This is a genomic window from Vogesella fluminis (assembly GCF_014652335.1).
Lineage (GTDB): Bacteria > Pseudomonadota > Gammaproteobacteria > Burkholderiales > Chromobacteriaceae > Vogesella > Vogesella fluminis.
The window spans coordinates 1-26,150 of the sequence record NZ_BMYP01000022.1 but is presented as its reverse complement, the minus strand read 5'-3'; the positions used below and the strand labels follow the sequence as shown (position 1 = coordinate 26,150).

The following is a 26,150-nucleotide window of genomic DNA, read 5'->3' as shown; positions in this document are numbered from 1 at the left end:
TCGATGTGTTGTCGGGACGCCAGCTTGTACAAATGATGAACGAAGACTCCGCCCCGAGCGATGGCGGCCTGCCCATCGCCGCCGTCGAACGCGAAACCGGCATCTCCAAGGACCTGTTGCGAATGTGGGAGCGCCGCTACGGCTTTCCGCAGCCGGCGCGCGATGCCGCCGGCGACCGTCTGTACAGCGCGGCGCAGGTCGGCAAGCTGAAGCAGGTGCGGCGGCTGATGGATCTCGGCTTCCGCCCCGGCAAGCTGGTCGGGCAGAGCATGGCGCAGCTGGAGGCCTTGGCGCAGGTGCACACCCCGGCGCGGGTGGTGCCGGATGTCTGCGCCGGCCTGATCGACGCGCTGAGCGGCCACGACGCGCTGGCGGTGCGCGAGCTGCTGCGCCACCGCCTGTTCGAGCTCGGCCTGCGCCGCTTCGTCGGTGATTTTCTGGCCGTGGCCAACCCGCTGGTCGGCGAGGCGTGGATGCGCGGCGAGCTGCGCGTATACGAGGAACACCTGTACTCGGAAGAGGTCAAGCGCGTGCTGCGCGAGACCCTGGCCGGCATCCCCGCCGGCCTGCAGTCGCCGCGGGTGATGCTGACCACCTGCCCGGGCGAGCAGCACCTGATCGGCCTGCTGATGGTGGAAGCGCTGCTGCGCCTGGCCGGCTGCGACGCCATCGCCTTCGGCACGCAGATGCCGCTCACCGATATCGCCAGCGCGGCGCACAAGCACCGCGTCGACGTGGTGGTGCTGTCCTTTTCCGCCTCCTACGAGGCCAGCCCGCAGACGGACGTCGCGGTGCTGGACACCCTGCTGCCGGACGGGATTGAGGTCTGGCTCGGCGGTGCCGGCTGCCGCGGCCTGAAGCGGCTGCCCGCGCGGGCCACGCTGTTGACGCTGGACCAGCTTGATGCCTGCGTCAGCGGCTGGCGTGAGCGGCAGCCGCCGGCAATTGCCGTTTGAAAAAGGCGGCGACCTTGGCCATAACAAAGAGGCCATCACGGCGTATCGCCGGATGGCCCCGGGGTGCTGGCAGCGCGGCCGCGCAATGAGTGGCCGGTGTCAGAACGGTCTCAGTCGTCCATGTCTTTCAGGTTTAGGCGCGGGGTATCTTCCGGATCCTGCCCCAGCTTGCCGCGGATACAGGACAGGTACATGTTGACATCCGGCCCGCCGCCGTAACGCTGCGCCTGCCAGATCATCTCGCCCAGGCAGTCCAGTACCTCGTGCTGTGCGTCGTGCTCGTTGCCCGTCTGCTGCAACAGCTGCCGGTACAGCGCACGGATGCCGGGTGGCTGGTTGATCGATAGCTGTTCTTCCAGCGCCAGATGCATGCTCATGTGCAGGAAGGGATTGGTTTCGCCCTGTTCCGGCAGCCATTCGCGCTCGGCGTACTGTTGCGGGTGGTTGAGCATGTCGTGGTATTCCGGATGCAGCGTGATCACGCTGAACAGCAGCTTCTCCAGATCGGTCAGCGGCTGACCGGCCTGCTGCTTCTGCCAGGCATCGAAAAAGAAACGGCGGGCATCCTGTCGGCTGGGTGCGAACATCATGGTTGACTGATTTACTCGGAAAAGCGGCATTATACGGATGGAGACCCACCATGACCACGATTGCAGACTTTGCGGCCAAACTTGGTGATGGCCTGTTGCAACCCCTGGCGCAGTACCGCGGCCAGGTGCTGCTGATCGTCAACACCGCCAGCGAATGCGGCTACACCCGGCAGTATGCCGGCCTGCAGGAGCTGCACAGCAGCTATCAGGGGCAGGGCTTCTGCGTGCTGGGTTTTCCCTGCAACCAGTTCGGCGGCCAGGAGCCGGGCGACGCCCGTGCGATCCATGATTTCTGCGTCAGCCGCTTCGGCGTCAGCTTCCCGCTGTACGAAAAGGGCGATGTCAACGGCGCGGGCGCCATCCCGCTGTGGCGCTGGCTGACCGGCGCCGACGGCAAGCACCCGCATCCGGTGAAGTGGAACTTCACCAAGTTCCTGATCGACCGCAAGGGGCGGCTGGTGAAACGCTACGAGCCGGCGGCGGAGCCGCACGACATCGCCGGCGATATCGAGGCGCTGCTGCAGGCCGCTGCCTGAGTGCCGCCACAAAACACTGCGGCAAGATGCTTACTTGCGGGTAAAGATCACGTCCCACACGCCGTGGCCGAGGCGGATGCCGCGCGCCTCGAACTTGGTCAGCGGGCGGTAGTCCGGACGCGGCGCGTAGCCGTCGGCGCTGTTGGCCAGATCGGCATTGGCGCTGAACACTTCCATGATCTGGATGGCGTAGTCTTCCCAATCGGTGGCGGCGTGCAGGTAGCCGCCCGGCTTCAGCTTGCGCACCAGTTTTTCCACCAACGGCGCCTGGATCAGGCGGCGCTTGTTGTGGCGCTTCTTGTGCCACGGATCGGGGAAGAAGATGTGCACGCCGTCCAGCGAGCCGTCCGGCAGCATGTTGTCCAGCACCTCCACCGCGTCGTGGCGGATCAGGCGCAGGTTGCTCAGCTGCTGCTCGTCGATCAGCTTGAACAGGTTGCCCACCCCCGGCGAGTGCACCTCGATGCCGAGGTAGTCCTTGTCCGGATTGCCGGCGGCGATTTCGGCGGTGGCGCCGCCCATGCCGAAGCCGATTTCCAGGATTTTCGGTGCCGCGCGGCCGAAGGCCTGCTGCAGGTCCAGCGGCGCCGCCTGATACTGGATACCCCATTTCGGCATGCCTTCGTCGATGGCGCGCTGCTGCGCAGGAGACAGATGGCCCTGACGCAGTACGAAGCTGCGGATGGCGCGGTTGAAGGCCGGATTTTCCATGGTCGTCACTCAAAAACTGCAAAAAGATCGCGATGTTACCGAATCTTGGCCCTCAGCGGTAGGGCTGCGCCGCCGCCCCGCCGGCGGCATCCTGGCGCAGATCAATTCCGCCGCCGATTCACCTTGGCAAAGCGGCAGTATGTGCCATGCTGTGTGAGGGGAAGGCGGACGTAGCAACGGACACGGGAGGTGTCACATGAATGATGAATTGCACGACTTTGTGAAACAGCTGGAAGAATGCCGTGCCGAAGGGCAAGAGTTGGCGGCGTTGCTGTGTGTGGAACCGGTGCGCCATCTGTCGCTGCCCTTGTGCCACGAAACCTGCGCCGAGCTGCGCGCGATGGCCGAGGTGTTCCAGTGCGACGAGGCGCTGCTGGCCAGCGCCATCCTGCGCGGTGCGTTGCGCCATATGCAGCAGCATCTCAACGACGATCTCGACGCACTGGCCGCACTGGCGCGCGACCGGCTGACCAGCCCGTGCGAAGGTGCCAGCGAGGCGATCTGACACGGCCGCCACTCATAACACAGAACCCCGCCGCGGCACGCGCCACGGCGGGGTTTCTTCATGGTGGCAGCCAGGGTTGGCCGCAAGGCGGCGCTACAGCCGGCGCAGCAGCTCGTCCACCGTCGGATAATGAATGCAGCCGGGCAGCTCGCGCAGCACGCGTGCATTGCTCAGGCGCCGTGATTCGGCCAGGAACGACCACAGCCCCGGCGACACCTGCCGGCGCACCTCGTCACGCGGCAGGCGCGGCGCGCGCGGGTAGCCCAGCGTATCGGCCAGCTTGTCGTACCACTGGCCGACCGGTAGCGGCTGGCTGTCGCAGGCATTGTAGACGCGGATGCCGCCGTGCGGCTGCTGCAGCGCGGCGGCGCACAGCCGTGCCAGGTCGTCGGCATGGATATGGTTGCCGATGCTGTCCTCGGCGGCATCGATCAGCGGCGTGCCGTTGAGGAGGCGAGTGACGGGCAGGCGCTCGGCGGCGTAGATGCCCGGTGCGCGCAGGATGGTCAGCGCGCTGCCGTGGGCGATGGCAAAGCTGCGCAAGGCGTGTTCGGCGTCGACGCGGCGGTGTGCACGGGCTGACGTTGGCCGCAGCGGCGCGCACTCATCCAGCAGCTTGCCATCGGCATTGCCATACACGCCGCTGGTGCTGATATAGACGATTTGCTGTGGTAGACTCCCCGTTTTTGCCAGTTGCGACAAGGCCTTGCGCATTCTGGGGTCGGTATTGCCGCATTCCGGCGGCGGCGCCGTATACAGTACCGCGTCGGCCAGGCCGGCGAGGCGCCCAAGGCTGCGCGCATCATCCAGATCGCCCGGCACTGGCCGGGCTCCCAGCTGTCGCCATTGCGCGGCGGTTTCCGGGCGGCGCGTCAGCGCCAGTATCCGCCAGTGCGGCAGCAGCAGGGGCAGGGCACGCCGGGCGATGTCGCCGGTGCCGATGATCAACAGGGTTCGCATGACGGCCATTTTAGCGAAGTTTAAGGGAACAAGATGACGTGTCAGGTAACGGTGCTTCCGAGCGGCCATTCTTTTGCGGTTGAAACGCATGAAACCATTCTTGAGGCTGCCTTGCGCCAGAACGTCGGTCTTCCTTACGGTTGCCGCGATGGTGCCTGTGGCGCCTGTAAGGGCAAGGTTGTTGCCGGCGAGGTAGAACTCGGCGGCGTGCAGGACAAGGCATTGTCCGAGGCTGACCGCGCCCAGGGCATGGCGCTGTTCTGCTGTGCCAGGCCGCAGGGTGACATCACCATCGAGGTGCGCGAGCTGGCCGGCATCGGCGACATCCAGATCAAGACCCTGCCGTGCCGCGTGGAGCGCATCGAGAAGATACACGATGTGGCGGTGCTGAAACTGAAGCTGCCGGTGTCCGAGCGCCTGCAGTTCATGGCCGGCCAGTACATCGACATCCTGATGAAGGACGGCAAGAAGCGCAGTTTCTCCATCGCCAACGCACCGCACGACGACGCCTTCATCGAGCTGCACATCCGGCACCAGCCGGGCGGTTCTTTCTCCGAGTACGTATTCCACAGCATGAAGGAAAAGGAAATCATGCGCTTCAAGGGGCCGCTGGGCTCCTTCTTCCTGCGCGAGGATTCCGACAAACCGATCATCATGGTGGCCAGCGGCACCGGTTTTGCACCGATCAAGGGCATCATCGAGCACGCCATCCACCACGGCATCACCCGCCCGATCGTGTTCTACTGGGGCGCGCGCACGCCGCACGACCTGTACATGGCGGAGCTGGCGACCAAGTGGCAGGCGCAAAACGTCAACATCACCTTTATCCCGGTGGTATCCGACGCGCAGCCGGAGCATGACTGGCCTGGCCGCAGCGGTTTCGTGCACCAGGCGGTGCTGGACGATTTCGACGATCTGTCCGGCTATCAGGTGTACGCCTGCGGCGCGCCGATCATGGTCGAGGCCGCGCACAAGTCCTTCATCGGCGAGCGCAAGCTGCCGGAAGACGAGTTCTTCTCCGACGCCTTCTTCCTGTCCAAGGATATGAGCGGCAGCAAGCCGTAAGTCAGCCACCGGTCATGACAAAGCCGCCTCGTCAGGTGGCTTTTTTGTGCATGGATGGCGGGCTCAGGGTGCCGGCCGCAGCAGCTGCTCGAAGACGGCTTGTGTCAGCTGCTGCTGGGCAAGGCCCAGCTCCAGCAGTCGCGCCAGCGTCAGCGCGTAGTGGCTGTGCAGTAGCGGCGGCCGCGCGAATTCCTGCAGCAGCGCGCCCAGATCCGGCTGGCTGTCGTCGTGCTGCGCGCGGCGGTACTGCTGCGCCAGTGCCAGCAACTGCTGCCCCAGCTGCAGCTGGCTGGCGAAGAACGCCGGCCAGTCCGGCTGCATCCGGCCGTGCCGCATCGTCTCGCGCAGCAGCGGGCCGTTGATGTAGAGGAAGGCGTCGAACACGCGCTGGCAGAAGCGGCCGGCGCCGCGCGGGCCGCACCACAGCCAGGCACCGGCGGCCGGGGCGAGGGCGTCCAGCAGCGGCCGCGCCTGCTCGCGCAAGGCCGGGGTGCAGCCGACGAAGAGCATGAAACCGTACTGCCGTGCCGCCGGGTGCGGGGTAGCTGCCAGCTCGATGTCGATGTCCGCGCTATCGCTGCTGCCCAGGCGCAAGCCCTGCCAGCACAGCGCCGTGCCGTCACGGTTGGCCGCAGGCTGCAGGCCGCAGTCGGCCAGCCGCTGCTGCAACGCGTCGAGGGTGGTGGCGGGGGTGGCGGGCAGGTCCATCCGGTGCTTACATCAGTTGCCAGTCAAAGTCGCGCAAACGCTGCAGGAACCAGGCCATCGCCTGCCCCGGCTCCTTGGTTTGCCATGCGTAATATAGTGGCACGGGATCGCGCGCGTCTTCCACTGCCTTGAGCAGCAGACGGCCGTCGGCCAGCGGTTTTTGCACATGCTGCAGTGGCAAATAGCCGATACCGAGGCCGGCGCACTGCATGTCGATCTTGTCGTCGAGGCTGGATACCGTCAGCCGCGCCTGGCCTTCCTGGATCGAGGCACTGCGCGGCGTCAGCATGCGCGAGCTGTCGGCCAGCACGATGATTCGGTGCTTGCGCAGCTCGTGTGCCGGGATCGGCTCGTCCGCCTGTGCCAGCGGGTGGGTCGGCGCGACGCAGAAGCCGAAGGAGGCACGCCCCATTTCGCGGCAGTACAGGTTGCCCTGCACCGGCATGTCCGGTGCGCCGATGGACAGATCGGCGCGACCGTCGATCAGCGCATCCCACATGCCGCCGAAGTTCTCGCGCGTCAGGCGCAGTTCGGTCTGCGCGCCCAGCTCGTCGAATTCGCGTACCAGCTGGATCACGCGTGCGAACGGCAGCAGCGCGGAGATGGCAATGCGCAGCTCGCCCTCCCAGCCGGTGGCATGGGTCTTCACCCGCTGCTCCAGCATCGCCGCCGAATCCAGCAGCGTGCGGCCTTCCTGCAGCAGCAGCAGCCCGGCCGAGGTCAGCTTGGCCTTGTGGCCGCTGCGGTCGAACAACATCACGCCCAGGTCCTGTTCCAGCTTCTGCACGCTGTAGGTGATGGCGGACGGCACGCGGAACAGCGCCTCGGCGGCGGCGGCAAAACTGCCGCGGCGGTCGATGGCGTCCAGTACCAGCAGGGCGTCGAGGGAGAGTCGGGTCATGGTGGGGCTGCCTGAAAACGGAATGAAAAAAGCCGGTGGCGCGTGCCACCGGCTGTGTCGGCCATCGGGGGATCAACCCTGCTTGGCGCGCTCGATGCCTTCTTCCAGTTCGCGGGTGGCGTCTTCCAGTGTACCCCAACCCTGGATTTTGACCCATTTGCCTTTTTCCAGATCCTTGTAGTGCTCGAAGAAGTGCACCATCTGGTCGCGCAGCAGCTGCGGCAGGTCTTCCAGCTTCTGGATGTCCTTGTACATCGGGCACAGTTTTTCCACCGGTACCGCGATCAGCTTGGCGTCGACACCGCCGTCGTCTTCCATCTTGATCAGGCCCAGCATGCGCACGCGGATCAGTACGCCCGGCGGCAGCGGGAACGGGGTCACCACCAGCACGTCGACCGGGTCGCCGTCACCGGCGATGGTCTGCGGCACGAAACCGTAGTTGGCCGGGTAGAACATCGAGGTGCCCATGAAACGGTCCACGCACAGCGCGCCGCTTTCCTTGTCGAATTCGTACTTGATCGGGGCGCTGTTGGCGGTGATCTCGATAACGACGTTAACGTCGTTCGGCATGTTCTTGCCCGGGCCGATGAGGTCGATATTCATGCGTGGAAGTCCTTTTCCGGTTGAGTCGTCAGGAATAAACCCGGCAATTATAACAGCAGCCCAGCCGAGGTATAATCGCGTCTGTTGATGAGAGCCATAACCATACATGATGCTAGACAAGCTGATTTCCGAATTCGACCGCGGCCTGCGCACCCTGTTTGTGCCGGCCAGCAGCGCGCGCCCGCACCCCGACCGTGATGTCGCCGAGGCGGAGCTGTCCGCCGCGGACAAACGCCACGCGCTGGGGCTGATGCGCGTCAACCACTGCGGCGAGGTGTGCGCGCAGGCGCTGTACCAGGGCCAGGCGCTGACCGCGCGCGATCCGGCGGCGCGCGAGGCGTTGCGCCATGCCGCGTTCGAGGAGGTGGAGCATCTGGCGTGGACCGAGCGCCGCATCCGCGAGCTGGGCGGCCGCCCCAGCCTGTTCAACCCGCTGTGGTACACCGGCTCGCTGGCGATCGGCGTCACCGCCGGCCTGCTCGGCGACAAGTGGAACCTCGGCTTCCTGCAGGAAACCGAGCATCAGGTCGGCGCCCATCTCGACAGCCATCTCAGCGAGCTGCCGGCGCAGGACGACAAGAGCCGCGCCATCGTCAGCCAGATGCGTGACGACGAGCTGAAACACGCCGACATGGCGCAGCAGCTGGGCGCGGCCCGCCTGCCGCTGCCGGTGAAGGGCATGATGAAGCTGTCCGCCAAGCTGATGACGGTGAGCAGTTACCGGCTGTGAGCGCCAGCGCATGAAAAAAGCCACCCGAGGGCGGCTTTTTTGTTTGCGGCCAACCTTGCGCAAGGTTGGCCGCAAGGGCGGCGTCAGCGTCAGAAGAACAGCACGGTGAGCAGCAGGAAGGTCGGGATCAGGAAGGCACAGGCCCAGCCGATGTAGCCGAAGAAGCTCGGCATCACCACGCCGCGCTCTTCCGCGATCGCCTTCACCATGAAGTTGGGGGCGTTGCCGATATAGCTGTTGGCGCCCATGAACACCGCGCCCATCGAGATCGCCAGCAGGGTGTTGGCACCGGCGCCCATCAGCTGTTGCGCGTCGCCGCCGGCCAGGTTGAAGAACACCAGATAGGTCGGCGCATTGTCGAGGAAGCTGGACAGCGCACCGGTGAGCCAGAAGTAGGCGACATTGACCGGGGTGCCGTCGGGGGCGGTCACCATGCGTACCAGGCCGGCGAAGGCGCCGTCCGGGCCGGCCTTCAGCATCGCCAGCACCGGGATCATGCTGATGAAGATGCCGGCGAACAGTTTGGCCACTTCCAGCATCGGCGCCCAGTTGAAGGCGTTGGCCTCGCGGCAGCGGCGTGGCGTCAGCTTCAGCGACAGACCCGCCATCGCCAGCAGCAGCAGGTCGCGCACCACGTTCTGCAGCTCGATGTCGAGGCCGTATACCTGCCACACCACGCCCGGCTGCCACACGCCGGACAGCAGCACCGCCACCACCACGCCGCCCAGCAGCAGGAAGTTGAGCTTGCCCTCGATGCGCAGCGGGCTGTCCGGGGTCGGGTCGCGCGCCAGCGTCTGCGCGCTTTCCTTGCGGTAGAAGTAGCTGTCCAGCACGAAGAACACCAGCAGCAGGATCAGGCTGGCGCTGAACATCGGCGCCAGCATGTGCTCGATGGTCCAGCCGAAGCCGACGCCCTTGAGGAAGCCGAGGAACAGCGGCGGATCGCCCAGCGGCGTCAGCGAGCCGCCGATATTGGCGACCAGGAAGATGAAGAACACGAACACGTGGGTCTTGTGGCGGCGGTTGTCGTTGGCGCGCAACAGCGGGCGGATCAGCAGCATCGAGGCGCCGGTGGTGCCGGTGAAGCTGGCCAGCACGGTGCCGGTGGCCAGCACGCCACTATTGAGCAGCGGCGAGCCGTGCAGGTTGCCGTTGATGTAGATGCCGCCGGCGACGGCGAACAGCGCCACCAGCAGGATGATGAATGGCACGTACTCCAGCACCATCGTGTGCAGGATGTCGTGGCTGACGCCGGCCAGGCCATGGTTGGCCGCAAACGGCAGCACGAAGGCCAGCGCCCAGCCGGCGGCGATCTTGCCGAAATGGTGGTGCCAGACGGCCGGGGCCAGCAGCGGCATCAGGGCAATGCTTAACAGCAGGCCGGCAAAGGGCACGGCCCACAGCATGGACAGTTCTGCGCCATTGACGCTGGCGTGAGCCAGCGACGGCAGCAGTGCCAGCGCCAAGGGCAGCGCAGGACGTAGCAAGCGGGATAGGGACATGTTCGACTCTGGGTTTTGCAGGGGGCGCTGCGCTTCCGGCGATCGCGCGCACCCTTGATTGTTATGGCTTGTGCCTGGGCGACCGGAAAACGGCAATTGTAACCGCCGCATCCGTCGCCGCGCCATCGGGAACTTCCCTGCAAAACAAAACGGCCAGCCGGGCGGCTGACCCTGTATAGCTCGCTGATAGGCGACGGCTCCAAGAATATACGCGAACGAGGGCTGTCGTTTGAGCGGGCGGCCGGGTTTGACTTCGAAACAGCGACCTATCTGGTTGATGATCGCCACGATTACGGCGAGCTGCGCCGGATTGCCATTGGCTATCTGGATAGCCGCCTGCACTTCCTGTGCTTCGTGGAAACGGCGGACGGTATCCGCGTTGTCAGTTTCCGCAAAGCCAACACCCGTGAGGCAAAGAAACATGGCAAACCACAAACCCTTGACTGACACCGAAGGTGAAGTTCGCGAGCTGACCGCAGAGGACTTCCAGGGCGCTGTGCCTTTTTCGGCGCTGCCCGAATCGCTGCGCCGCAAACTCGGCGCGCGCGGCGCGCAGAAAGCGCCCACCAAGGAGCGCATCACCATCCGGCTGTCCCCTGACGTGGCGCAGGCATTCAAGGCTACCGGCAAGGGCTGGCAAACGCGTTTGAACGACGCGTTGCGCGACTGGCTGAAGACCCACTCACCGGTTTGACCCATTGCGTGGCCGGCCTCCTGAAGCTCGAATTGCAACACTAACGTTGGTCGCAACCGCCCGCTACACGGTCGCTGATGCCTGATTCTTCCCTTTGGGTAATGACATTGATCTGTTACGGGATCGGTGCAGATGCTCAAAAATTGCTGCGTAGCATCAAGCTCACTTCTGTCTGTCTGAAGCCGAACGCCCAGTCCAGATTGCTGCGGTTGATGCTATGCCGTACACGCAGTTCCGGTGCCAGGCCGGCAAATGACCATTTGTTCACGCCGGCCCTGAGGATGTACACCTGTTGGCGGTCGTGCCGCTGCGCCCCCAAAAAGCCATCGAAGGCATCATTGCGGCTATCGCGATAGACAGCCATGGCATTGACAAAGGCACCGGCACTACCGGCAAATGCGTGGTAGACACCCGTGCGCACAGCCCAGTCCCTGCTGCTGGCCTGTGCCGTATCGTAGCGCTTGCGCGTGAGGTCGATACCGCCATACAAACTGGTGTTGGCAGACGGAGAAAAGGCAACCATGCCGCTCCACTGGTACTGTTTATAGTCGGCGCCGGTTTGCTGCCCTTTGCTTGTGTATTCATAGCGCTTGGCATCCAGGCTGCTTCCCAGCTGCCACTGCCTGTTCAGGGTGTGTTGCCACTCCAGCTGTACGCCGTGGGCCAGATAATCACTGTGGCGGTTGCGGTAAAAGTGTTCCAGATAGGGCGTGAACGACAGGCTATCCCCGCTATCCAGATACTGATACCCCAGTTGCAGCATCGCCAGATTGTTGCTGTAGTCCCGGATGCTGGCGGATTCGGATGGGTTGATCCGCGAGTAATAACTACCATAGCTCATCGGCATGATCTGCAGGTTATGGTTGCCAGACAGATTAATGCGCCGCCGTAGCGACAATTCATAGTTGGTCAACGGCGTGCTTATGGCTTGCGGCATCTGCCGCTCGAACAGGCAGATATTCGCCAGGGACTGCAAGCAGCTGTGGTAGCCATTCCCCTGGTTTATGTTGTCGTTATACCCCCAGCCCAGCGCCGCGCTGCCGTGCCAGCCGCTGCGCGCATCCAGCGCCTGCTGGAACTGCCGCACCTGCATCTGCGCCTGTGGCGGCAAATCCGCCTCCAGCACACGTGCAAAGCCCTTGCGCGCGTTGCTGTCCTGATTATCCTCGAACTGCAACCGGGCCAGCTCCAGTGCGATGCGTATATCGTCCGGCTCTTGCTCGCTCGCCAGCTGCATATGCCGCAGCGCCAGCGGGTAATTGCCCTGTGAATGTGCCAGCAGGCCTTCCGCCATTGCCGCCAGTGCCGGGCGATGCCCAGCCAGCTGGCGATAGCGGGAAATGAAATCCGGCAGCTGGCGCCATTGCCTGCTATTGATGGCGACGTAGATGGCAGGCTCCAGCGCATCCAGCTGGTCGGGCACCTGGTAAATCTGCCCTTCGTAGAGCAGGGTGCCGGGGGGCGGTTCCTGTGCTTCTACAGCCTGCGTTTTCTGCTCAATGGCGCGGCTGGTCTGCTCCCGCAGCAAGCGGGTGCTATCGTCGTCGGCCCCGGCGGCAGACCGGGCCAGGCAAGCCAGCAGCAGCCAGCCCGCACAAAAACGGCAAGACATCATCAAACAAACCCCGGAAATGGCAATGTGTGCAAGAAACCTGAAAACCGCAGTTATTGCCACAAAACCCACGGAAAAACACGAAAATTCAAGTCATTGCCGGCCGGTGGCTGCACATCCATCGGGTGAGCCGCTCGCGCTCACTATCGCACTGATTTTTTCGTATTCTTTCGTGGGTTTCGTGGCCAATTGAGGTTTTTAGAATAAGATGGAGGCCGGCGAGCCGGCCTCCCAAGGTGCGACCTGTGCAAATCATGCCCGGATGAGGTACCACCCGGTCTTGCCCGTTTGACGCTCTCTGCCGGTGGCTGCCGGCAGGGAGCGGTCAAACATCAGCAAGCCTCACTGGCGCGCGCCGCCGAAGGCGACGTCACCCTGTGCACCTGCACCGGCTTTGTAGACGCCTGCCAGGGCATTGGCGTTGTTGTAGAACTGGCCGGAGATGGTGGTTCCTTTCGAGAAACTACCGTTGGGATTGATGACAGTGTTGGCAAAGTCAAGCGTCGAAGAACCACGAACCAGGCTGCCGGTCAGCGACTTGTCACCCGCTGTGTAGTTGGCAGTCAGCACCCCCTTGTAGACATTCGGGCTTTCCGGGTTGTGCTGGTTGATGCCCACCACGTTGTACTTGGCGTTGACCAGGGTCGGCATGGTGGTGGTCGGGTTTTCACCCACGTACCACGCCGTGTGCTGTGCACTGCCCATGTTCAGGTCGGTGCTGACCTCTACGGCATAGTTGCTGCCTTTGGGCGACCACTCGCCGAAATAGACATTGCTGCCTTCCACCTTGCCGATCACCAGACCGCCGAAGTTCGGCATGATCGACGATACCAGCGCGGGCGGTACGATCATCTGGCGCACGCTGTTGATGCTGGTGGTGTCGCCGTTGTAGCTGACATTGTTCTTCCACACCTGCGCGATCTTGGTATCGCCCATCACCAGCCCGGCCAGAATGTTGATGTCCTTGCCCTTGAGGTAGGTCTTGCCGTTGGATTCCGGGCCGCGGGCAATGGCGTTGTTGGATTGCGTCACCGGGCCGCCGGCCAGGTTGATGTAGGCTGACGAGCCAGCCAGCTTCAGCCCGGCATTGCCCGAGCCGAACAGCGTAGACGAACCGGCAACAACGGTAGCCGTGTTGGTCGAGCCGCCAGCCACGGTAGCGGCAACGGCGGAAGTACCGGCGAAGGACAGGGCCAGGGCCAGGGTCAGTACGGTTTTTTGCATGAGATTACTCCTTGGGTTTAAAGAAAAGCACTGCATGAACACTGGTTTGATTAAAGCCAGCAAAATCCGGTAAGGGTTTCAGAAGCGTGCGCGCATCCCCACGGTCAGGGTGCGGCCCGGCCCTGGCGCCGCGATCTTCGACATCGGGTCCATGTAATAACGGTCGGTCAGGTTGCTGATCTTCAGGCTCAGGTCGAGGTCCTTGCGTACGCGCCAGCGCGAGTAGAAGTCATGCAGCACCACCGAGTGCCAGTACAGCTGCGACATGGTGTTTTGAGTCCAGATTTCCTTGAAATAAGGCTTGCTCAGCAGATCGTCCATCTGCTTGTTTTGCGCCTTGGCGTGGTATGTCGAGCGCAGGCCCAGCTCCAGCTGTTCGTTGAGCAGGCGGGTGCCCAGCTCCAGGTTGACCGAATATCTGGGCTGCAGGCTGGTAGCCGTCAGCGTGTCGGGGAAACCGCCGGTCATGCACTCGGGCATGCGGTTGCGGTACATGTCGAACTGGTATGCGTAATCCTTGTCGCACAGCTCCTGCTTGCGCCGGTAAGTGGCGCCCAGGCTGCCGAAGAAGCGCCCGCTGTCGAAGCGCGACTGGAATTCGATGCCGCTGGTCTTCTTTTTGTCGTACTGGATGACGGCCAGGTGTGAATCCCGTTCGATGAAATCCTTGATCTCTGTATCGAAATAGCTCAGGCGGGCATCGGCCATGCGCAGATCGGGGAAGAACTGCGTCAGGTCGTGGGCGTAGCCGATCTCCCAGTTGGTGCTGCGCTCCGGCTTGCTGGCGCCGCTGACGCCCAGCATGCCGACGCCCTCCAGATTCGTTGATGTAGAGGCCAGCTCGAAAAGGCTGGGGAAGCGCGTGGTCTGGGCATGGCGCAGGAAGACGGTGCCGTAAAGGGTTGGCCGCAGCGTGGCGGACAGCACCGGCGACCAGGCATGGCCGGACTGGGTATCCGGCGCGCTCCAGGACTCGGCCTCCGTAATGTTTGTGTAAAGTGTCTCGCCCTTGTTGTTGGTGCCGGATGCCTGGATGACCTTGTGGAAAGTCCCTGTCTGTCCTCCTTCGGTATAGCTGGCTGTCTGGTCAAGGCTCAGCTCACCATTGGCAAACGGGCTCTTCGACGAATCGACCTTGCCGTTGACGACGGGCAGGACAAGCGTCGTTTGCCAATAGGGTGCCGTTTTATCAGACGAATAAGGATCGGGGTCAGTCCCGTTTTCTGTCGCTTTAGTATAAAAGGATCTATAGCCATCGCCGTGCGTCACCCCCGCCCCCCCCCAACTACCATAATAACCTTGCCCTATATTGGGGAACGGGTTTGCATTGTGTTGGCCGGCGTAATCGGCCAGCGCCTGATACGCGGCCTTGAACGCCGGGTCTTCTGTAGGCAGTGTTATCCGGACCGGGATTTTCGCACCGGACGCATCAGCGTAAACATCCCAGGTTTTATAAACACTGGGGTCGTCATAATTGATCTTGCTTCGTGCATCCTCCATCGCATTCGCCAGCTCTTTGTATTTGGCCCATTCCGCCTCGGTCATCAGCGTGGCGTATTTCAGCTGCACCCCGGTCTTGAGCCGGGTGGCCTGGGCGGTGGCGATCTGCTGCCGTCGGCGCTCCGCCAGCCCGGTGTCGTTGGCCGAATAGCGGTTGTAGCGGGCGCCGGCGCTCAGCGAGAGCCAGGGGGTTGGCTCCCATTCGAAGTTGAACGTGCCGGTGGCTTCGCGGCGCTCGCCGGAGCGCGGGCCGTAGTTGGCCGCGGCGTAGTGGAAGGCTTGCCCGCCGGGGAAGAACCAGCCGGAAATCTCCATATTGGATACGCGCTCGTCCAGCTTTTCGCGCTGCAGGCCGCCACCCACCGTCAGGCGCAGGTTGCTGGCCAGCCGCATCTGGTTGCTGAAGTCGAAGCCGGTACGTTCGTGGCGCGTCCATTGCGCGCTGCCGGCGATGATGGTGCCGTCGTGGTCCGGCTCCACCGGCTCGGTGGCGCCCATGCTGAGGCTGAGGTCCGGGCTGAAATAGCAGTCCTGGCCCGGTCTGCCGCTGGGCAGATTATTGGTCAGGATGTCCGCGATCGAACCGGTGCGGCAGGTACGCCAGTCGCCGATCAGTTTGGTGTAACTTTCCATTGCGGCGCTTTTATTGATGAAGTACGGGCTGTTGCCGGTCTGGTGGCGCACGCCGTTCGCCTTGGTCTGCCACAGGTTGGCCTGCAGATTGATCCAGGGCGAGCCTTCGGGTTTCCATTCGTGGCTGAGCTTGTAGGTATCCAGCCGCAGCTTGGAGCGCGGCCACTCGGCCACCAGTTGGCCGATCGGGTTTTTATTCCTGGCCAGCGCCTCGGCAAAGCCGAGCGACAGAATGGATTGGCCGGCGTTGGTTTCGCCATACTCCATGTCGGTACGCATGACGCTCAGGCCGATCTTGTGCGCATTGGGCAGGTACCAGTTGTTTTTGAGCAGGGTGGTCTCGGTGTGGCTGGCTGTGCTGAGCACCTCGTTGCCGGGGAAATACAGCTTGGTCAGGTTGGGGAAATACTGGGCAGTGCTGTTTTCGGCATACGCATCGTTATTGGTATAACGTTCGGCACCCTGCTTGCCGGCAAAGTAGTTGCCCTTGTCGCGCTGGCTGTAGGCAAACAGTATGTCGGTGACCTCGTTGCGCCCGGCGATGGATATCATTTCCGAATGGTCGTTGAGGTTGAGGAGGCTGCTTTTCCCCTTGGTGTTCGGTACCGGCTGGTCCACCATTACGTTGTAATTCGAACCAAGGCCAGCTCCGGGAATACTGCGGTAGTCCCTGCCGAAGTAGGAACTGGCATCGACCTGCGGCTTGGTACTGTTGCCCGAGATTTCGGCATTGACCTCGATGCCGAAGTTCTTGCCCTCGGGAATGATGTCGCCAGCCTCGATGGTGCGGACATTGATTGCCCCGCCCACACCGCTCTTGATTCCCCGGCTAAGCGACGGGCCTTTTTCTACTTCGACGCTGCGGAACATCGCCGGATCGACGTAGTTGCGGTTGCCTACGCCGTAGACCTGCAAAAAGACGTTGGTGGATTGTTCCGTGCCATCCACGGTCAGCGGCACCCGTCCCTCACCGGACAAACCACGCACATTGGGCGTAATGGAACTGCCGTTGCGCGGGTCCATGCTGTAAACGCCGTTCATACCTTTGAGTACGTCCGCGGGAGAGGTGATCTGGGTACGTGTCAGGTCCTCGCGGTCAATGTAAGTGCTGGTGATGTTTTCTTCGTAGACTTTCTTCTTGGCAGCGGCATCGGTGTTCCGTTTGCCTTTGACCACGACGGTAGGCAGCTCGACCTCGGCTTTCCTGGCGGTTTCTGTTTTCCCGGGTGCCGGCGCGGCGGGCTCTGCGGCCTGTGTCAGTGTTAGCGGACTTAGCAGGTACAGGCTTGATATCAACAAGGCTGATTTTTTTGGTTTGAATGGCATGAACGTAGCTCCTTGAAAGCCAAAATGGCCAATGAGAGCAATTATCATTCAATGCAATTCAGATACCAATGATAATTGTCATGATTTGTATTTTTGCTATTTACATGCCGTTTTTGTGGAAAATTGATATTTTTTGCTTGGCAGGAAGCTATTGTTAATTTTTAATTGCAATTTTCATATATAAACAGACGGGCCGGCTAATCCGGTGCCAGGTTGCAACAACCGGCCGTCAGAGGTGTTGTCTTGCCGGAAAAATCAGAAGCATTCAGGCCAACGTATTCGCACAGTCTCGCTGGATCAAGCAGCGTTAGCGCGCGTCCTTTGCCACGGAGCAGCCCTTGTTGCCGGAACTTTTGCAGTTGCCGCGACAAGGTCTCCGGCGTCATCGCAAGATGGCCGGCAAGCATCGTGATGTTTATTGGTAAATTGATATTGACCGGCCCGTTGACGCAGTGCCCGTCGTGGGGGCAGTGCAGCTCCAGCAAATAGGTAGCCAGGCGCTGACTGGCATTGTTCAGTGACAGGCACTCGATACGGCTTACTGCCCGGTATAGCCGTCGTACCAAGGCGGCAAGCAGGGTTTGCATCAGTTCCGGGGATGTATTACACAGCGCAAGAAGTGCCTCTCGCGGGTAGGCATACAGCTGTGTTTTCTTGCTGGCGCGCGCAGTCAGCGGGTGGAGTGGTGGTTTGAGAAACATTGGCGCCTCGGCTAGCAGCGCACCAGCCTCCAGAACCTGAAACAGCGTATCGTGGCCACGAAAGGACGGGCGGTAGAGTTGAATCTCCCCGCTAACAATGGTGTAGAAGTGGTCTGCTGGCTCTCCGATAGCAAATACTTGCTGCCCATGGCGCACCGGTAGCCACTGGGCTGTGCATGCCAGTGCTTGCAGCGCAGAATCGTCTACGTCGTCAAATAGAGGTGAAGCACGCAACGCAGTGAATGGGGAGGGGCGTTCCATCGTGTAGCATTTCTATTGTTGCAAAGCAACTCAAGATGCTAGCATCATTGAGAATAATTATCAATTTGTTTCTTGTTTGAAACAGCTTGTGTGGAAAGTGTACGAAAAATTCGTATAAATGCACTGTTGATGCTGATTCTGAAAAGCCCTGAGCCCATTTTTCATTTTGGCTTGCCTGCCACATCACGGCGCTCATCATCTTCCTCGCCATGACTCTCACTTCACCATGATTTACAATGAAATCACTGTAATACAACGCAAGGAGTACGTCATGGGCATGATGTCTTTACGCCTGCCAGACGAGCTGACCCGTCAGCTCGACGCACTGGCAGCGGCCACCGGCCGCACCAAGTCTTTCCTGGCCGGACAGGCTATCCGCGACTACATCGACCGCGAGGCTTGGCAGATCGCCGAGATTCAACAGGCCATCAGTGAGGCCGACGCAGGGGACTTCGCCAGTGACGACGAAGTGAATGCCATCAGCGCGAAGTGGAAACGCAATGCAGGTTAGGTGGCTGCGCAAGGCGATTCAGAACCTGAACGCCGAGGCGGAGTGCGTTGCTCAGGAGAACCCGACAACCGCCGCCGAGATGTTCGAGTACGTCAAAGCCAAGGTCGACGCGCTGGCCGACTTTCCTGCCGCCGGCCGAGCTGGCCGAGTACCTGGTACGCGAGAGCTGGTTATTGACCACTATCCGTACCTCGTCCCGTACCGCGTGGCAGGCGACGAACTCCATGTACTGCGGGTTTTCCACACCCGCTGCAAGCCGCCGAAAACCTGGTGGCGATGAAAAATGGGTCACCAGGCCCTCGGGGCCTGGTTTTGCCCGGCGCATCGCTTTGTCAAACGGCCCTGGCAGGGAATGACCCTGCGGCGGGCCGTTTTTCGCGCGCTGCATCCGGGCAGAACCGGCCGCTGCGATAAAACAAGTGTTAACAGGCCTTGGTCTGAACGTCAGTACTCGTATCCTACCTCGGCCCAGAACTGCCGGCCGGTTTCGTAGCGACGATAGCGTTTGTCGCCATAGGTATAGGTTCCCGTTACATTACGCTTGTTCAGCAGGTTGCTGACCTCCAGTGATGCATAGGCACCGGCAGCAAAGGCGGGCTTCCACAAGAGTTTTGCGTCCCAGGTAAAGGTGCTTGGCAGGTGCTCATCCCTAATCGAGTAGAAGTAGTCGTTGCCCACTTTTTTGATGCTGTTGCGGTCTTGCTCGGGTTGGGTGACCTTGCTGCGCCAGCGTAGCTGATGGTTCAGGTTCAGGCCGTACGCAGGCCACTGTGTCGAAATGTTCAGGTTTAGGGCGCGCGGACGGTTAAAGTCTGGCGAGTTTAGCGAACTGATATCGACCAGTTGGTTGTTATGCCAAACCTTGTCCGTTCTGACATGATAGTCAGCGGTGATGCTGTTGTAGCCATTGCTGCCTTGCAAGCTGGTTCTTTGCCGGCTGAGGGTAAAAGACAAAGATGCTTGCGTGTAACTGCCTGCCAGGGTGAACGGCTTGGCGTTTCTCAGTTCTACGATTGCCGCGTCGTAGCGGCTTTGTCCGCGGTTGGTGTATTTAAGAAAGGTGGCCTTGTTCAGCATGTCGGCATTATCGCGACGGAACTGGGCGATTTCCCGTCGAAGTGCGGTGCGTTCTGTATTGCTCAGGCCGGGGCTGCGCAATCGGTCTTCCAGCAGCCGCAATCGGGTTTGCAAGGCAATGGCCTCCGGATATTGCCGGTCTCTTGTTACCGGGTCGTGTCCGTCTCGGCGGATGTAACGTATGCCGGTGATGGCACTGTCGCCACGATAGGCCAAGCCAAGCAGGGCTTCATCTTCATAAGGAGCACGCAAGCCATCGTAGCCGCCATAGTCCTGGCCCAGGTCTGTTCGGTAGATGTCGGGTTCGCTGCCGCCAGAAGACCAGTCAAGCGTTTCTTGATAAAGCCCCCGGTTTTCTGCTTCCTTAAGTTTGTACGCCAGCATGGATCGGCCGTAGTAGCGGTTCATGCCGGCATTCATTAGCCAGCGACCGTCGCCGTTGACATCCCAACTCAGGGCCAGTCGGGGTGCAAAATTCGTCTGATGCAGGAAGTCGTCGCGGTCGGCACGTATGCCAAGCCGTGCCTCCACGCGGCCATAGTCGAGGCGGTCTTCCAGCCAGATACCGTTGCTGGCAAAGCTGGTGCCAGATTCTCCTTTGGGAAAGACCGTGCGGGACGCCGGGTCGAAAATACCGCTGCAGCCATTTGTATCGTATCGGCAGCCATAGGTAACCTGTACGCTATCTTCGGGGCGCATGTAGCCGGCTTTTACTTTTGCCAGTTGTATCCCTGTGGAAAGCGTATGGCTGGTGGACCCGGTATTTACGGGCCTGGATTCGAATTTGAAGCGGGCCTCGTATGTACGTTGACGGCTTTGCAGGTTGCCGTAACCGCCATGTTCATTAAGGATGGGCGCGCGGTCCAGAATATCCAGCCATTGCTCTTTGCCGGGTGAGGGCATGGTATCTGCCTGGCGGGTCAACAGTTCTCGCAGCTCTGCAAGATCACCTATCTTGCGACGTTCTTTGGCAGCGGTGTTGCGTTGGTCATCTTGCTGCCCCATGCCTGCTATAGCTTCGAAGCGGCCAATTTCCAGGTTTTGTGCCCAGCTGATTGATGCACCGTAAGAGTTGTGATGACGCGTGTAGTCGGAATTGCTCAGGCCATTGAGAAACAGCGACTCTTTGCTTTTGGCAGTGTTCAGCGAAATGTCCACGGTCGTGCCAGCATCGGGTTGCCAGCTAAACTTTGCAAGTGCGTTATCGATGATCCGCTTTTGTTGTTTGTTGCTGTCGTCAACCAGCGCCACCATTGGTCGTCCGGGGGCGCCAACGAGAATGCCACCGTTTTCTTCTGATGGAATGCTCGATTCCCTCCTTGATAGCGACATCACCACCCCGAGGTCATCCCTCAGGCCTTTCTCGCCAGACAGGGTGTAGAAGTCTTTCTTGAACTGCTGCTGGAAACGTGACGGTGCGCTTGCATCATTGCTTTTAGCGGTCGTCCCCAGTTCGGGGTCCAGCGGCTGCTTTGTCCAGCTGTCGCTGGTGGTTCGCCAACTGGCAGCGAAACGGTCGCTGCCACTGTAACGCTTGGTTTTGGCATCAATCACCCCGCCAGTAAAGCCGCCATATTCGGCAGGAACATTGCTGTCCATGACGGTGACGGATTCCAGCAACCTGCTGTCGACATAAAAGCCTTGTGTGTCCGAACCTGTGCTGACTACCAGTTGCCCTTGGCCTGTGTCGGCTGGATCCAGATCATTGTTGGCGCCCATGCCATCCAGCCTGAATTGGTTTTGCCAGTAAGGGCTGCCGTGGATGGAAATCTGGTCTGGTTTTATCTCGCCCGGCGTCATGCTGTTTCCTGATGCATTGGAGAACTGCACAGCCGGGTTGTCTTTGAGCAAATCGGTGAGATTGCCGTTCTGAGTGGTGCGTTCCTTTATGCTTTCGGCGTCCAGTATGCTCTTGCCGGTTTGCTTGTCTTTGCGCGGAGCTACCACCTGAACAGTAGGTAACTCGGCGCTCTCTTTTGCTGCCAAGGCTTGGTGCGATGCACAAGCAAGCAGGACTATCAGTGGTTTGTAGCGAAATGTTGGATGAGACATGATGTTGAGTTATGGTTTTTTGTTGGTGTAATTGCTCGGTTTTTGCGCGTTAATGAATGTAAAATCGCGCGAAATATGGTTTACTGCTGTGCAAACTTGCAATGAGAACTAGTTGCAATTACAATGTATCATACTCATTTATAATTTTTAACATTTTGCGTATATTTTCATGAACATATCGGATCGGTTTGGTTACTGGCGGGATGTGCGGGGCCGTGGCGATGTGCTGTTGCTGGGGCTGGCGACAGGGCTTGCCGTTGCGGGCGTCTACTTAGGGGTTGAGCTCAATCGCTGGAGCGGCAATTTCTACAATGCGCTGCAGGTGCTGGATGCCGACAAGACCTATGCGCTGCTGGGGAACTATTTGTTTTTGCTGGCGGGCATTGTTGTGTCGAGGGTGGCTGTGACCTACCTGAAGGAGTGCCTGGCATTGCGCTGGCGAGTCTGGTTGACCGGGCAGATGCTGGGGCGATGGCTGAATGCAGGGCGGCACTATCGCCTGGAGGCGATGGCGGGCCACGACAATCCTGACCAACGTGTGGCTGAAGATGCGGCCTTGTTTTCTCGTGGCGTGCTGGATACGGGCTTTGGCTTGCTAAGTTCGCTGCTGTCTCTGCTGTCGTTTGGTGTCATTCTCTGGCAGCTGTCCGCAAGCATGCCGTTGCCTGGTGTGGGTGCGTCTGTTCCGGGTTATCTGGTTTGGGCCTGTGTCATCTATACCTTGGCCGGTACGCTGGTAACCCATTGGTTGGGTGCGGAGCTTGTTGATATCCAGTTCGGCATTCAGCGCAAAGAGGCGGAGTTCAGGCGGGTGTTGCTTGGTCAGAGAGCGCATGCAGAATCGATCAGCTTTCAGCGTGCAGAACAAGCTGAGCAAGTGCGTGCCATGGCGTGTATGTATGAGGTGGCAGGTGTGCAGAGCGCACGTATCCGTAAAGAAAAAAGCCTCGGCATCTTTACGATCACATACGGGCAAGTCTCTGCACTGGTGCCCGTCTTTTTTGCGATCCCCATCTTTTTGTCAGGAAAAATGCAGCTGGGTGGGCTGATGCAGACCAGCCAGGCATTTGTGCAGGTGAGCATGGCATTAAGCTGGTTTATTTTTGCGTATAAGGATCTGGCGCAGTTGGCCGCAACCTTCCGGCGTCTGTCGGGATTTGGCCGGGCGCTTGATGAGGTGCAGAAGAATGAGGTGTTACCGCATGCCTGTGACGAGTGCTTGGCATTCGGCGGTGTGGTAGCACTGCCCGACGGCGCCAAGCTTGCACCCTTGTCTTTGCAGGTTGGTCTGCATGAACGATTGTGGCTGCAGGGCCCTTCGGGCGCCGGCAAAACCACGCTCACCCGTTTGCTGGCAGGTCTGTGGCCATTGGCAGCAGAATCATCTGTTTGCAAGCCTGCCGGCAACGGCATGTTTCTTCCCCAGAACAGCCATATTGCCGAGGGAACGCTTATGGCTGCGTTATCTTACCCCCGTTTGCCTTCTGTATTGATGCGAGACGCTTGCCAGCGAGTTTTGTGTGCGTGTGGCCTGGCAAACCTGGTTGATTGCCTGGATGAAAGTACTGACTGGATGCGTCGCTTATCGGGAGGCGAGCAGCAGCGCTTTGCATTCGCTCGCCTCATCTTGCACCGTCCGGATTGGGTCGTGATGGATGAGCCTGTCAATAAGCTGGACGATGCCAGTGCACGTGATTTACTGGCGCAGCTGTACCGCGAGCTACCAGAACTAACAAGTTTAACCATCAGTCATCAGTCACTGCCCCGCATGGCTTATACCCGGCATATGTTTTGGCAGCTGTCGACCGACAAAAAGGAGCAGATTGCATGCCCCGTTTGATGCGGTTGAGTGTGTTGGTGTGGGTGCTGTTGTCTTGTCCGTTGCGTGCGGCTCCGATTGCGGTTGACCCGGCGCTGATACAGGGTGAACTGGCAAACGGCTTGCGGTATGCAATCTTGCCAACGCCCGGTAAAAAAGGTGATCTAGAGCTTCGCTTGAACGTAGCAGCAGGTTCATTACATGAAGCGGAGTGGCAGCGCGGTTTGGCACACGCAGTCGAGCACATGGCATTCAAAGGTTCTCGCCTGTTTCCTGGTTCGCAGCTTCCTGGTTCGGGTGGCTTGCAGGTGCTGGAGGAGTTGGGTCTCTCAATCGGGGCACATGCCAATGCGGTAACAAGTTATGACTGCACGCGCTACAAGTTTTCGCTGACCAATGCCAGTGCTGTAAAAACAAAACTGGCTTTGCAGGTATTGGCTGATTGGTCATCTGGCCTGACTATGGCACCTGATGCATTCGAGGGGGAGCGGGGTGTAATTCTGGAAGAGTGGCGGATGAGGCGTGGTTTGTCTTATCGCCTGGGCTTGGTTCAGGATGCAATGCGCTATGCAGGTAGCTTGTATTCCCATCGTGAAGTGATTGGCATGGAGGATGTACTGCGTAATGCGCCTGTTGAGCAGGCGCGTGCCTTTTATGATGCTTGGTACCGCCCCGAGCGTATGACAGTGGTAGTGGTGGGAGATGTGAAGGTGGCTGAGGTCAAGGCGATGATTGACAATGCCTTTGGCGGCATCAAGTCTCGTGCGCCGCTGCCAGCGCTGCCGCCATCCACGTTTTCGCCCCGTCCTGCTCTTCAGGTTGAGCGGTATGTCGACCCGGAGAATCATCGACGCAAAGTGGTGATCAGCTGGCAGAGGACATTGGATGCATCTCCGGACGAAGGCGCTTCAGTATGGCGTGATTGGCTTGAGGGCCATGCACTGCGTTTGCTGGTGCGGCGTCTGGAACGTGTGGCTCAACAACCCGCTGCGCCGATTCGAGCGCCGCGTATGGTGCCTGGGTCGGTATTGATTGCGCCAGGTCGTGTCGAATATCAGCTCTCATTTGAACCGGTGGGGTCTGATGCTGTTCCGGCATTGCAAACTGTCCTGACCGAAATTGAACGTTTGAGCGTTCATGGCTCATTTCGAGAAGAGCTTGTAACTGTGATTGATGAAGAGGTGAACAACGCACTGGCTGTCGAAAGACAGCAGCAAGACCCGGCAACGGTGGCAGACAGGTTGACCGAGAGTCTGCACTATCGACTGCCTTGGCTTTCACCCAGGCAATGGCGCGAGCTTCATCAGCAATGGGCTCCGAAAGCAGCTGTAGAGCACGTGCGTGCTGTATGGCAGAGTATGGACGATTTGCCTATGCAGGTTCTGCAGATAGCACGGCCTGATGACCCGGCACTCGACGAAAATGACGTGGCGAAGATCCGTGCCTCACTAAAGGCAAAGCCGCCTTCACCAGGTGAGTTACCGGCCCGTATGCCAGCTATTTCCCTGCCGAGGCCGCCCATGGGTAATGCTGTGCCAATTCCGCGGTCAGGCTTGCCAGGTTTTGGCCAGTGGCGGCTATCTAACGGTATGAAAATTCAGGTGCTTGCACGTCCCGGTTTTAAAGGGCGCGCTCAGTTACGAGCGACGGCGGCTGGAGGTTTGACTGATGAGTCTGCTATCGACAGGCATATGGGTAACTTGTCCATACTGCTTGCCGAGCGTGGTGGCTATGCAGGGATGGACAGCAGTTTACTCAACAGTTGGTCTCGTGAACGTCAGCTGGATCTCAGCCCGTTCATTCTGTCTATGCAGCATGGTTTGTCCGGCTCGGCGCCCGTTGCGCGGTTGGGAGATCTGTTTGCTTTGCTGAGCGTAAAGCTGCGACCGCCAGCAATACAGCAGACGATGCTGGATAAGATTCGGCAAGAGTGGCCTGCGCGACAGCGCGTTGAAGATGCCGAGCTTGCGTTCACTCGTTTCATTTATAAGAACGGCCTGCAAAGTGGCGATGTCGGCAGCGAACCGACGCTTGATGAATTACAAGCAATGACGGTGCCCAAGCTTTTGGGCAGGCACCGGCAATTGTTTGGCAGCCGCAAGGACTGGATGATTACCGTAGTTGGCAATGTTGATCCTTTATCGGTGGTGCGTTTGGCTGAGACATGGCTGGCTGGTCTGGAAGAGGAGGGGAGTGCTCCGGTGCTGTCTGCTTCTCGTGGGCTGAAACCTAAAACAGGTAGTGGTCGACATGTTCTGGCGGCGGGTATCGAAGATAAAGGGGTGCTCAATTTACAATATATTGCTCCGGCTGTTTGGTCCCCGACGGATGCCATTGCGGCAGACTGGATCGGTCAGCTGGTGCGGGAGCGAGTCCAGCAGCGATTACGTCGTGAAGAGTCCGCCGTATATGCCGTAGGCGCGACCCCTTTGCTGCTTCGCCATCCTGAGGAGGCATTCATGTTATGGATTCGGTTCAGTGCAAACCCTCGTCGCCTTGATGAGCTGGCAAGCATGACCGGGGAGGCGGTGCTGGCCTTGGCGCGGACAGGCCCAAGCCGACTTGAGCTTGATCATATTAAAGGGCAGTGGCTAGATGCAAGGAGGCGGGCTTTGGACGATGCTGCCTCATGGGCTCAAGCACTTTCCCAAAGCACCGGCTTGGACGCCGACCCGGTTAACTTTGAGCGAGGGCTTGAGTTGGCCGAGCGTTTGTCTGCTGAGCACATAAAGCATCTTCTGGCTCAATGGCTGTCAACGGCGCCACGCCTTTTTATGATGCAGCCTGCCGCCCTGCAGTAGTCGGTTTCAATGTACATGCGGCTGCGCAATGCGGCAGGTAACACCTTGGCGCCCTTCGGGGCGCTTTTTTGTTAGCTATCTGCCTGCTTTGTCGTCGTCTCGGTTTGCAGCATGCTCAGGGTACTCGTGCAGCGGTTTGCTGGTGTCCTTGCTTGCTTGGCAGGCCTACTGA

Annotated in this window: 24 protein-coding genes; 12 read left to right on the top strand and 12 right to left on the bottom strand. The window is 60.2% G+C overall.

Going from position 1 to position 26,150, the window contains the following annotated elements; genetic code table 11:
• The first annotated feature begins 32 nt into the window (after positions 1-32).
• On the top strand, positions 33-956 hold the full coding sequence (locus IE083_RS09895; RefSeq protein WP_189353440.1) for a MerR family transcriptional regulator: 924 nt from the start codon (positions 33-35) through the stop codon (positions 954-956).
• A gap of 110 nt (positions 957-1,066) precedes the next feature.
• On the opposite strand, the gene IE083_RS09890 is transcribed toward IE083_RS09895, so the two are convergent.
• On the bottom strand, positions 1,067-1,546 hold the full coding sequence (locus tag IE083_RS09890) for a DUF1841 family protein (RefSeq protein WP_229799704.1): 480 nt from the start codon (positions 1,544-1,546) through the stop codon (positions 1,067-1,069).
• Positions 1,547-1,596: 50 nt separating this feature from the next.
• Here IE083_RS09890 and IE083_RS09885 point away from each other — a divergent pair, with 50 nt between their 5' ends.
• The gene (locus tag IE083_RS09885; RefSeq protein WP_189353439.1) at positions 1,597-2,082 is read left to right on the top strand and encodes a glutathione peroxidase; all 486 of its coding nucleotides are present in this window, start codon (positions 1,597-1,599) and stop codon (positions 2,080-2,082) included.
• A 30-nt stretch (positions 2,083-2,112) separates the two neighbouring features.
• Here the strand turns inward: IE083_RS09885 and trmB are convergent, their stop codons facing one another.
• A complete protein-coding gene (gene trmB, locus IE083_RS09880) occupies positions 2,113-2,793 on the bottom strand; it encodes a tRNA (guanosine(46)-N7)-methyltransferase TrmB (protein WP_189353438.1) in 681 nt (226 codons plus the stop codon).
• On the opposite strand from trmB, the gene IE083_RS09875 reads away from it, so the two are divergent.
• Positions 2,792-2,950 (top strand): hypothetical protein, encoded by a 159-nt coding sequence (locus IE083_RS09875; protein ID WP_189353437.1) that lies wholly within the window; start codon positions 2,792-2,794, stop codon positions 2,948-2,950. The genes trmB and IE083_RS09875 overlap by 2 nt on opposite strands.
• Positions 2,951-2,989: 39 nt before the next feature.
• Positions 2,990-3,298 carry a hypothetical protein gene (locus IE083_RS09870; protein ID WP_189353436.1) on the top strand — a complete coding sequence of 103 codons (309 nt, stop codon included), beginning with the start codon at positions 2,990-2,992 and terminating at the stop codon, positions 3,296-3,298.
• A gap of 93 nt (positions 3,299-3,391) precedes the next feature.
• On the opposite strand, the gene IE083_RS09865 is transcribed toward IE083_RS09870, so the two are convergent.
• Positions 3,392-4,258, bottom strand: a complete 867-nt coding sequence (locus IE083_RS09865; protein WP_189353435.1) for an SDR family oxidoreductase — start codon at positions 4,256-4,258, stop codon at positions 3,392-3,394.
• Between the two features lie 33 nt (positions 4,259-4,291).
• Here IE083_RS09865 and IE083_RS09860 point away from each other — a divergent pair, with 33 nt between their 5' ends.
• Positions 4,292-5,323, top strand: coding sequence for a CDP-6-deoxy-delta-3,4-glucoseen reductase (locus IE083_RS09860; protein ID WP_189353434.1), 1,032 nt, complete (start codon positions 4,292-4,294; stop codon positions 5,321-5,323).
• A gap of 63 nt (positions 5,324-5,386) precedes the next feature.
• Here the strand turns inward: IE083_RS09860 and IE083_RS09855 are convergent, their stop codons facing one another.
• The 3 genes from IE083_RS09855 to ppa form a co-directional block, all read right to left on the bottom strand.
• Positions 5,387-6,031: a hypothetical protein gene (locus tag IE083_RS09855; protein WP_189353433.1), complete on the bottom strand. Its 645-nt coding sequence runs from the start codon at positions 6,029-6,031 to the stop codon at positions 5,387-5,389.
• 7 nt (positions 6,032-6,038) lie between these two features.
• Complete coding sequence (locus tag IE083_RS09850; RefSeq protein WP_189353432.1) at positions 6,039-6,932, bottom strand: LysR family transcriptional regulator; 894 nt, start codon at positions 6,930-6,932, stop codon at positions 6,039-6,041.
• A gap of 72 nt (positions 6,933-7,004) precedes the next feature.
• Positions 7,005-7,535, bottom strand: coding sequence for an inorganic diphosphatase (gene ppa, locus IE083_RS09845; protein ID WP_189353431.1), 531 nt, complete (start codon positions 7,533-7,535; stop codon positions 7,005-7,007).
• A 109-nt stretch (positions 7,536-7,644) separates the two neighbouring features.
• Between ppa and coq7 the strand changes: the two genes are divergently transcribed.
• The gene (coq7, locus tag IE083_RS09840) at positions 7,645-8,265 is read left to right on the top strand and encodes a 2-polyprenyl-3-methyl-6-methoxy-1,4-benzoquinone monooxygenase (protein WP_189353471.1); all 621 of its coding nucleotides are present in this window, start codon (positions 7,645-7,647) and stop codon (positions 8,263-8,265) included.
• Between the two features lie 89 nt (positions 8,266-8,354).
• Here coq7 and IE083_RS09835 read toward each other — a convergent pair whose 3' ends face one another.
• On the bottom strand, positions 8,355-9,767 hold the full coding sequence (locus tag IE083_RS09835) for a sodium:proton antiporter (RefSeq protein WP_189353430.1): 1,413 nt from the start codon (positions 9,765-9,767) through the stop codon (positions 8,355-8,357).
• A 165-nt stretch (positions 9,768-9,932) separates the two neighbouring features.
• On the opposite strand from IE083_RS09835, the gene IE083_RS09830 reads away from it, so the two are divergent.
• Entirely contained in the window at positions 9,933-10,214 is a 282-nt protein-coding gene (locus IE083_RS09830) for a BrnT family toxin (protein WP_308426741.1), read from the top strand.
• The gene (locus IE083_RS09825; protein WP_189353429.1) at positions 10,189-10,461 is read left to right on the top strand and encodes a BrnA antitoxin family protein; all 273 of its coding nucleotides are present in this window, start codon (positions 10,189-10,191) and stop codon (positions 10,459-10,461) included. The genes IE083_RS09830 and IE083_RS09825 overlap by 26 nt, the downstream gene beginning before the upstream one ends.
• A 136-nt stretch (positions 10,462-10,597) precedes the next feature.
• Here the strand turns inward: IE083_RS09825 and IE083_RS09820 are convergent, their stop codons facing one another.
• The 4 genes from IE083_RS09820 to IE083_RS09805 all read right to left on the bottom strand — a co-directional run bounded on the left by IE083_RS09820 (position 10,598) and on the right by IE083_RS09805 (position 17,718).
• A complete protein-coding gene (locus tag IE083_RS09820; RefSeq protein ID WP_189353428.1) occupies positions 10,598-12,145 on the bottom strand; it encodes a porin family protein in 1,548 nt (515 codons plus the stop codon).
• Between the two features lie 270 nt (positions 12,146-12,415).
• Positions 12,416-13,297 carry a Slam-dependent surface lipoprotein gene (locus tag IE083_RS09815; RefSeq protein WP_189353427.1) on the bottom strand — a complete coding sequence of 294 codons (882 nt, stop codon included), beginning with the start codon at positions 13,295-13,297 and terminating at the stop codon, positions 12,416-12,418.
• Between the two features lie 78 nt (positions 13,298-13,375).
• The gene (locus IE083_RS09810) at positions 13,376-16,606 is read right to left on the bottom strand and encodes a TonB-dependent receptor domain-containing protein (protein ID WP_189353426.1); all 3,231 of its coding nucleotides are present in this window, start codon (positions 16,604-16,606) and stop codon (positions 13,376-13,378) included.
• Positions 16,607-16,953: 347 nt separating this feature from the next.
• Entirely contained in the window at positions 16,954-17,718 is a 765-nt protein-coding gene (locus IE083_RS09805; protein ID WP_189353425.1) for a Crp/Fnr family transcriptional regulator, read from the bottom strand.
• A gap of 277 nt (positions 17,719-17,995) precedes the next feature.
• On the opposite strand from IE083_RS09805, the gene relB reads away from it, so the two are divergent.
• Positions 17,996-18,229, top strand: coding sequence for a type II toxin-antitoxin system RelB family antitoxin (gene relB, locus IE083_RS09800; RefSeq protein WP_229799703.1), 234 nt, complete (start codon positions 17,996-17,998; stop codon positions 18,227-18,229).
• Positions 18,219-18,509, top strand: a complete 291-nt coding sequence (locus IE083_RS09795; protein WP_189353423.1) for a type II toxin-antitoxin system RelE/ParE family toxin — start codon at positions 18,219-18,221, stop codon at positions 18,507-18,509. The genes relB and IE083_RS09795 overlap by 11 nt, the downstream gene beginning before the upstream one ends.
• A gap of 164 nt (positions 18,510-18,673) precedes the next feature.
• Here IE083_RS09795 and IE083_RS09790 read toward each other — a convergent pair whose 3' ends face one another.
• Positions 18,674-21,358, bottom strand: coding sequence for a TonB-dependent receptor plug domain-containing protein (locus IE083_RS09790; RefSeq protein WP_189353422.1), 2,685 nt, complete (start codon positions 21,356-21,358; stop codon positions 18,674-18,676).
• A gap of 169 nt (positions 21,359-21,527) precedes the next feature.
• Between IE083_RS09790 and IE083_RS09785 the strand changes: the two genes are divergently transcribed.
• Together IE083_RS09785 and IE083_RS09780 are read left to right on the top strand one after the other, a co-directional pair.
• A complete protein-coding gene (locus IE083_RS09785) occupies positions 21,528-23,198 on the top strand; it encodes an ABC transporter ATP-binding protein/permease (protein WP_189353421.1) in 1,671 nt (556 codons plus the stop codon).
• Positions 23,186-25,978, top strand: a complete 2,793-nt coding sequence (locus IE083_RS09780) for a M16 family metallopeptidase (RefSeq protein ID WP_189353420.1) — start codon at positions 23,186-23,188, stop codon at positions 25,976-25,978. The genes IE083_RS09785 and IE083_RS09780 overlap by 13 nt, the downstream gene beginning before the upstream one ends.
• Positions 25,979-26,150: the final 172 nt, after the last annotated feature.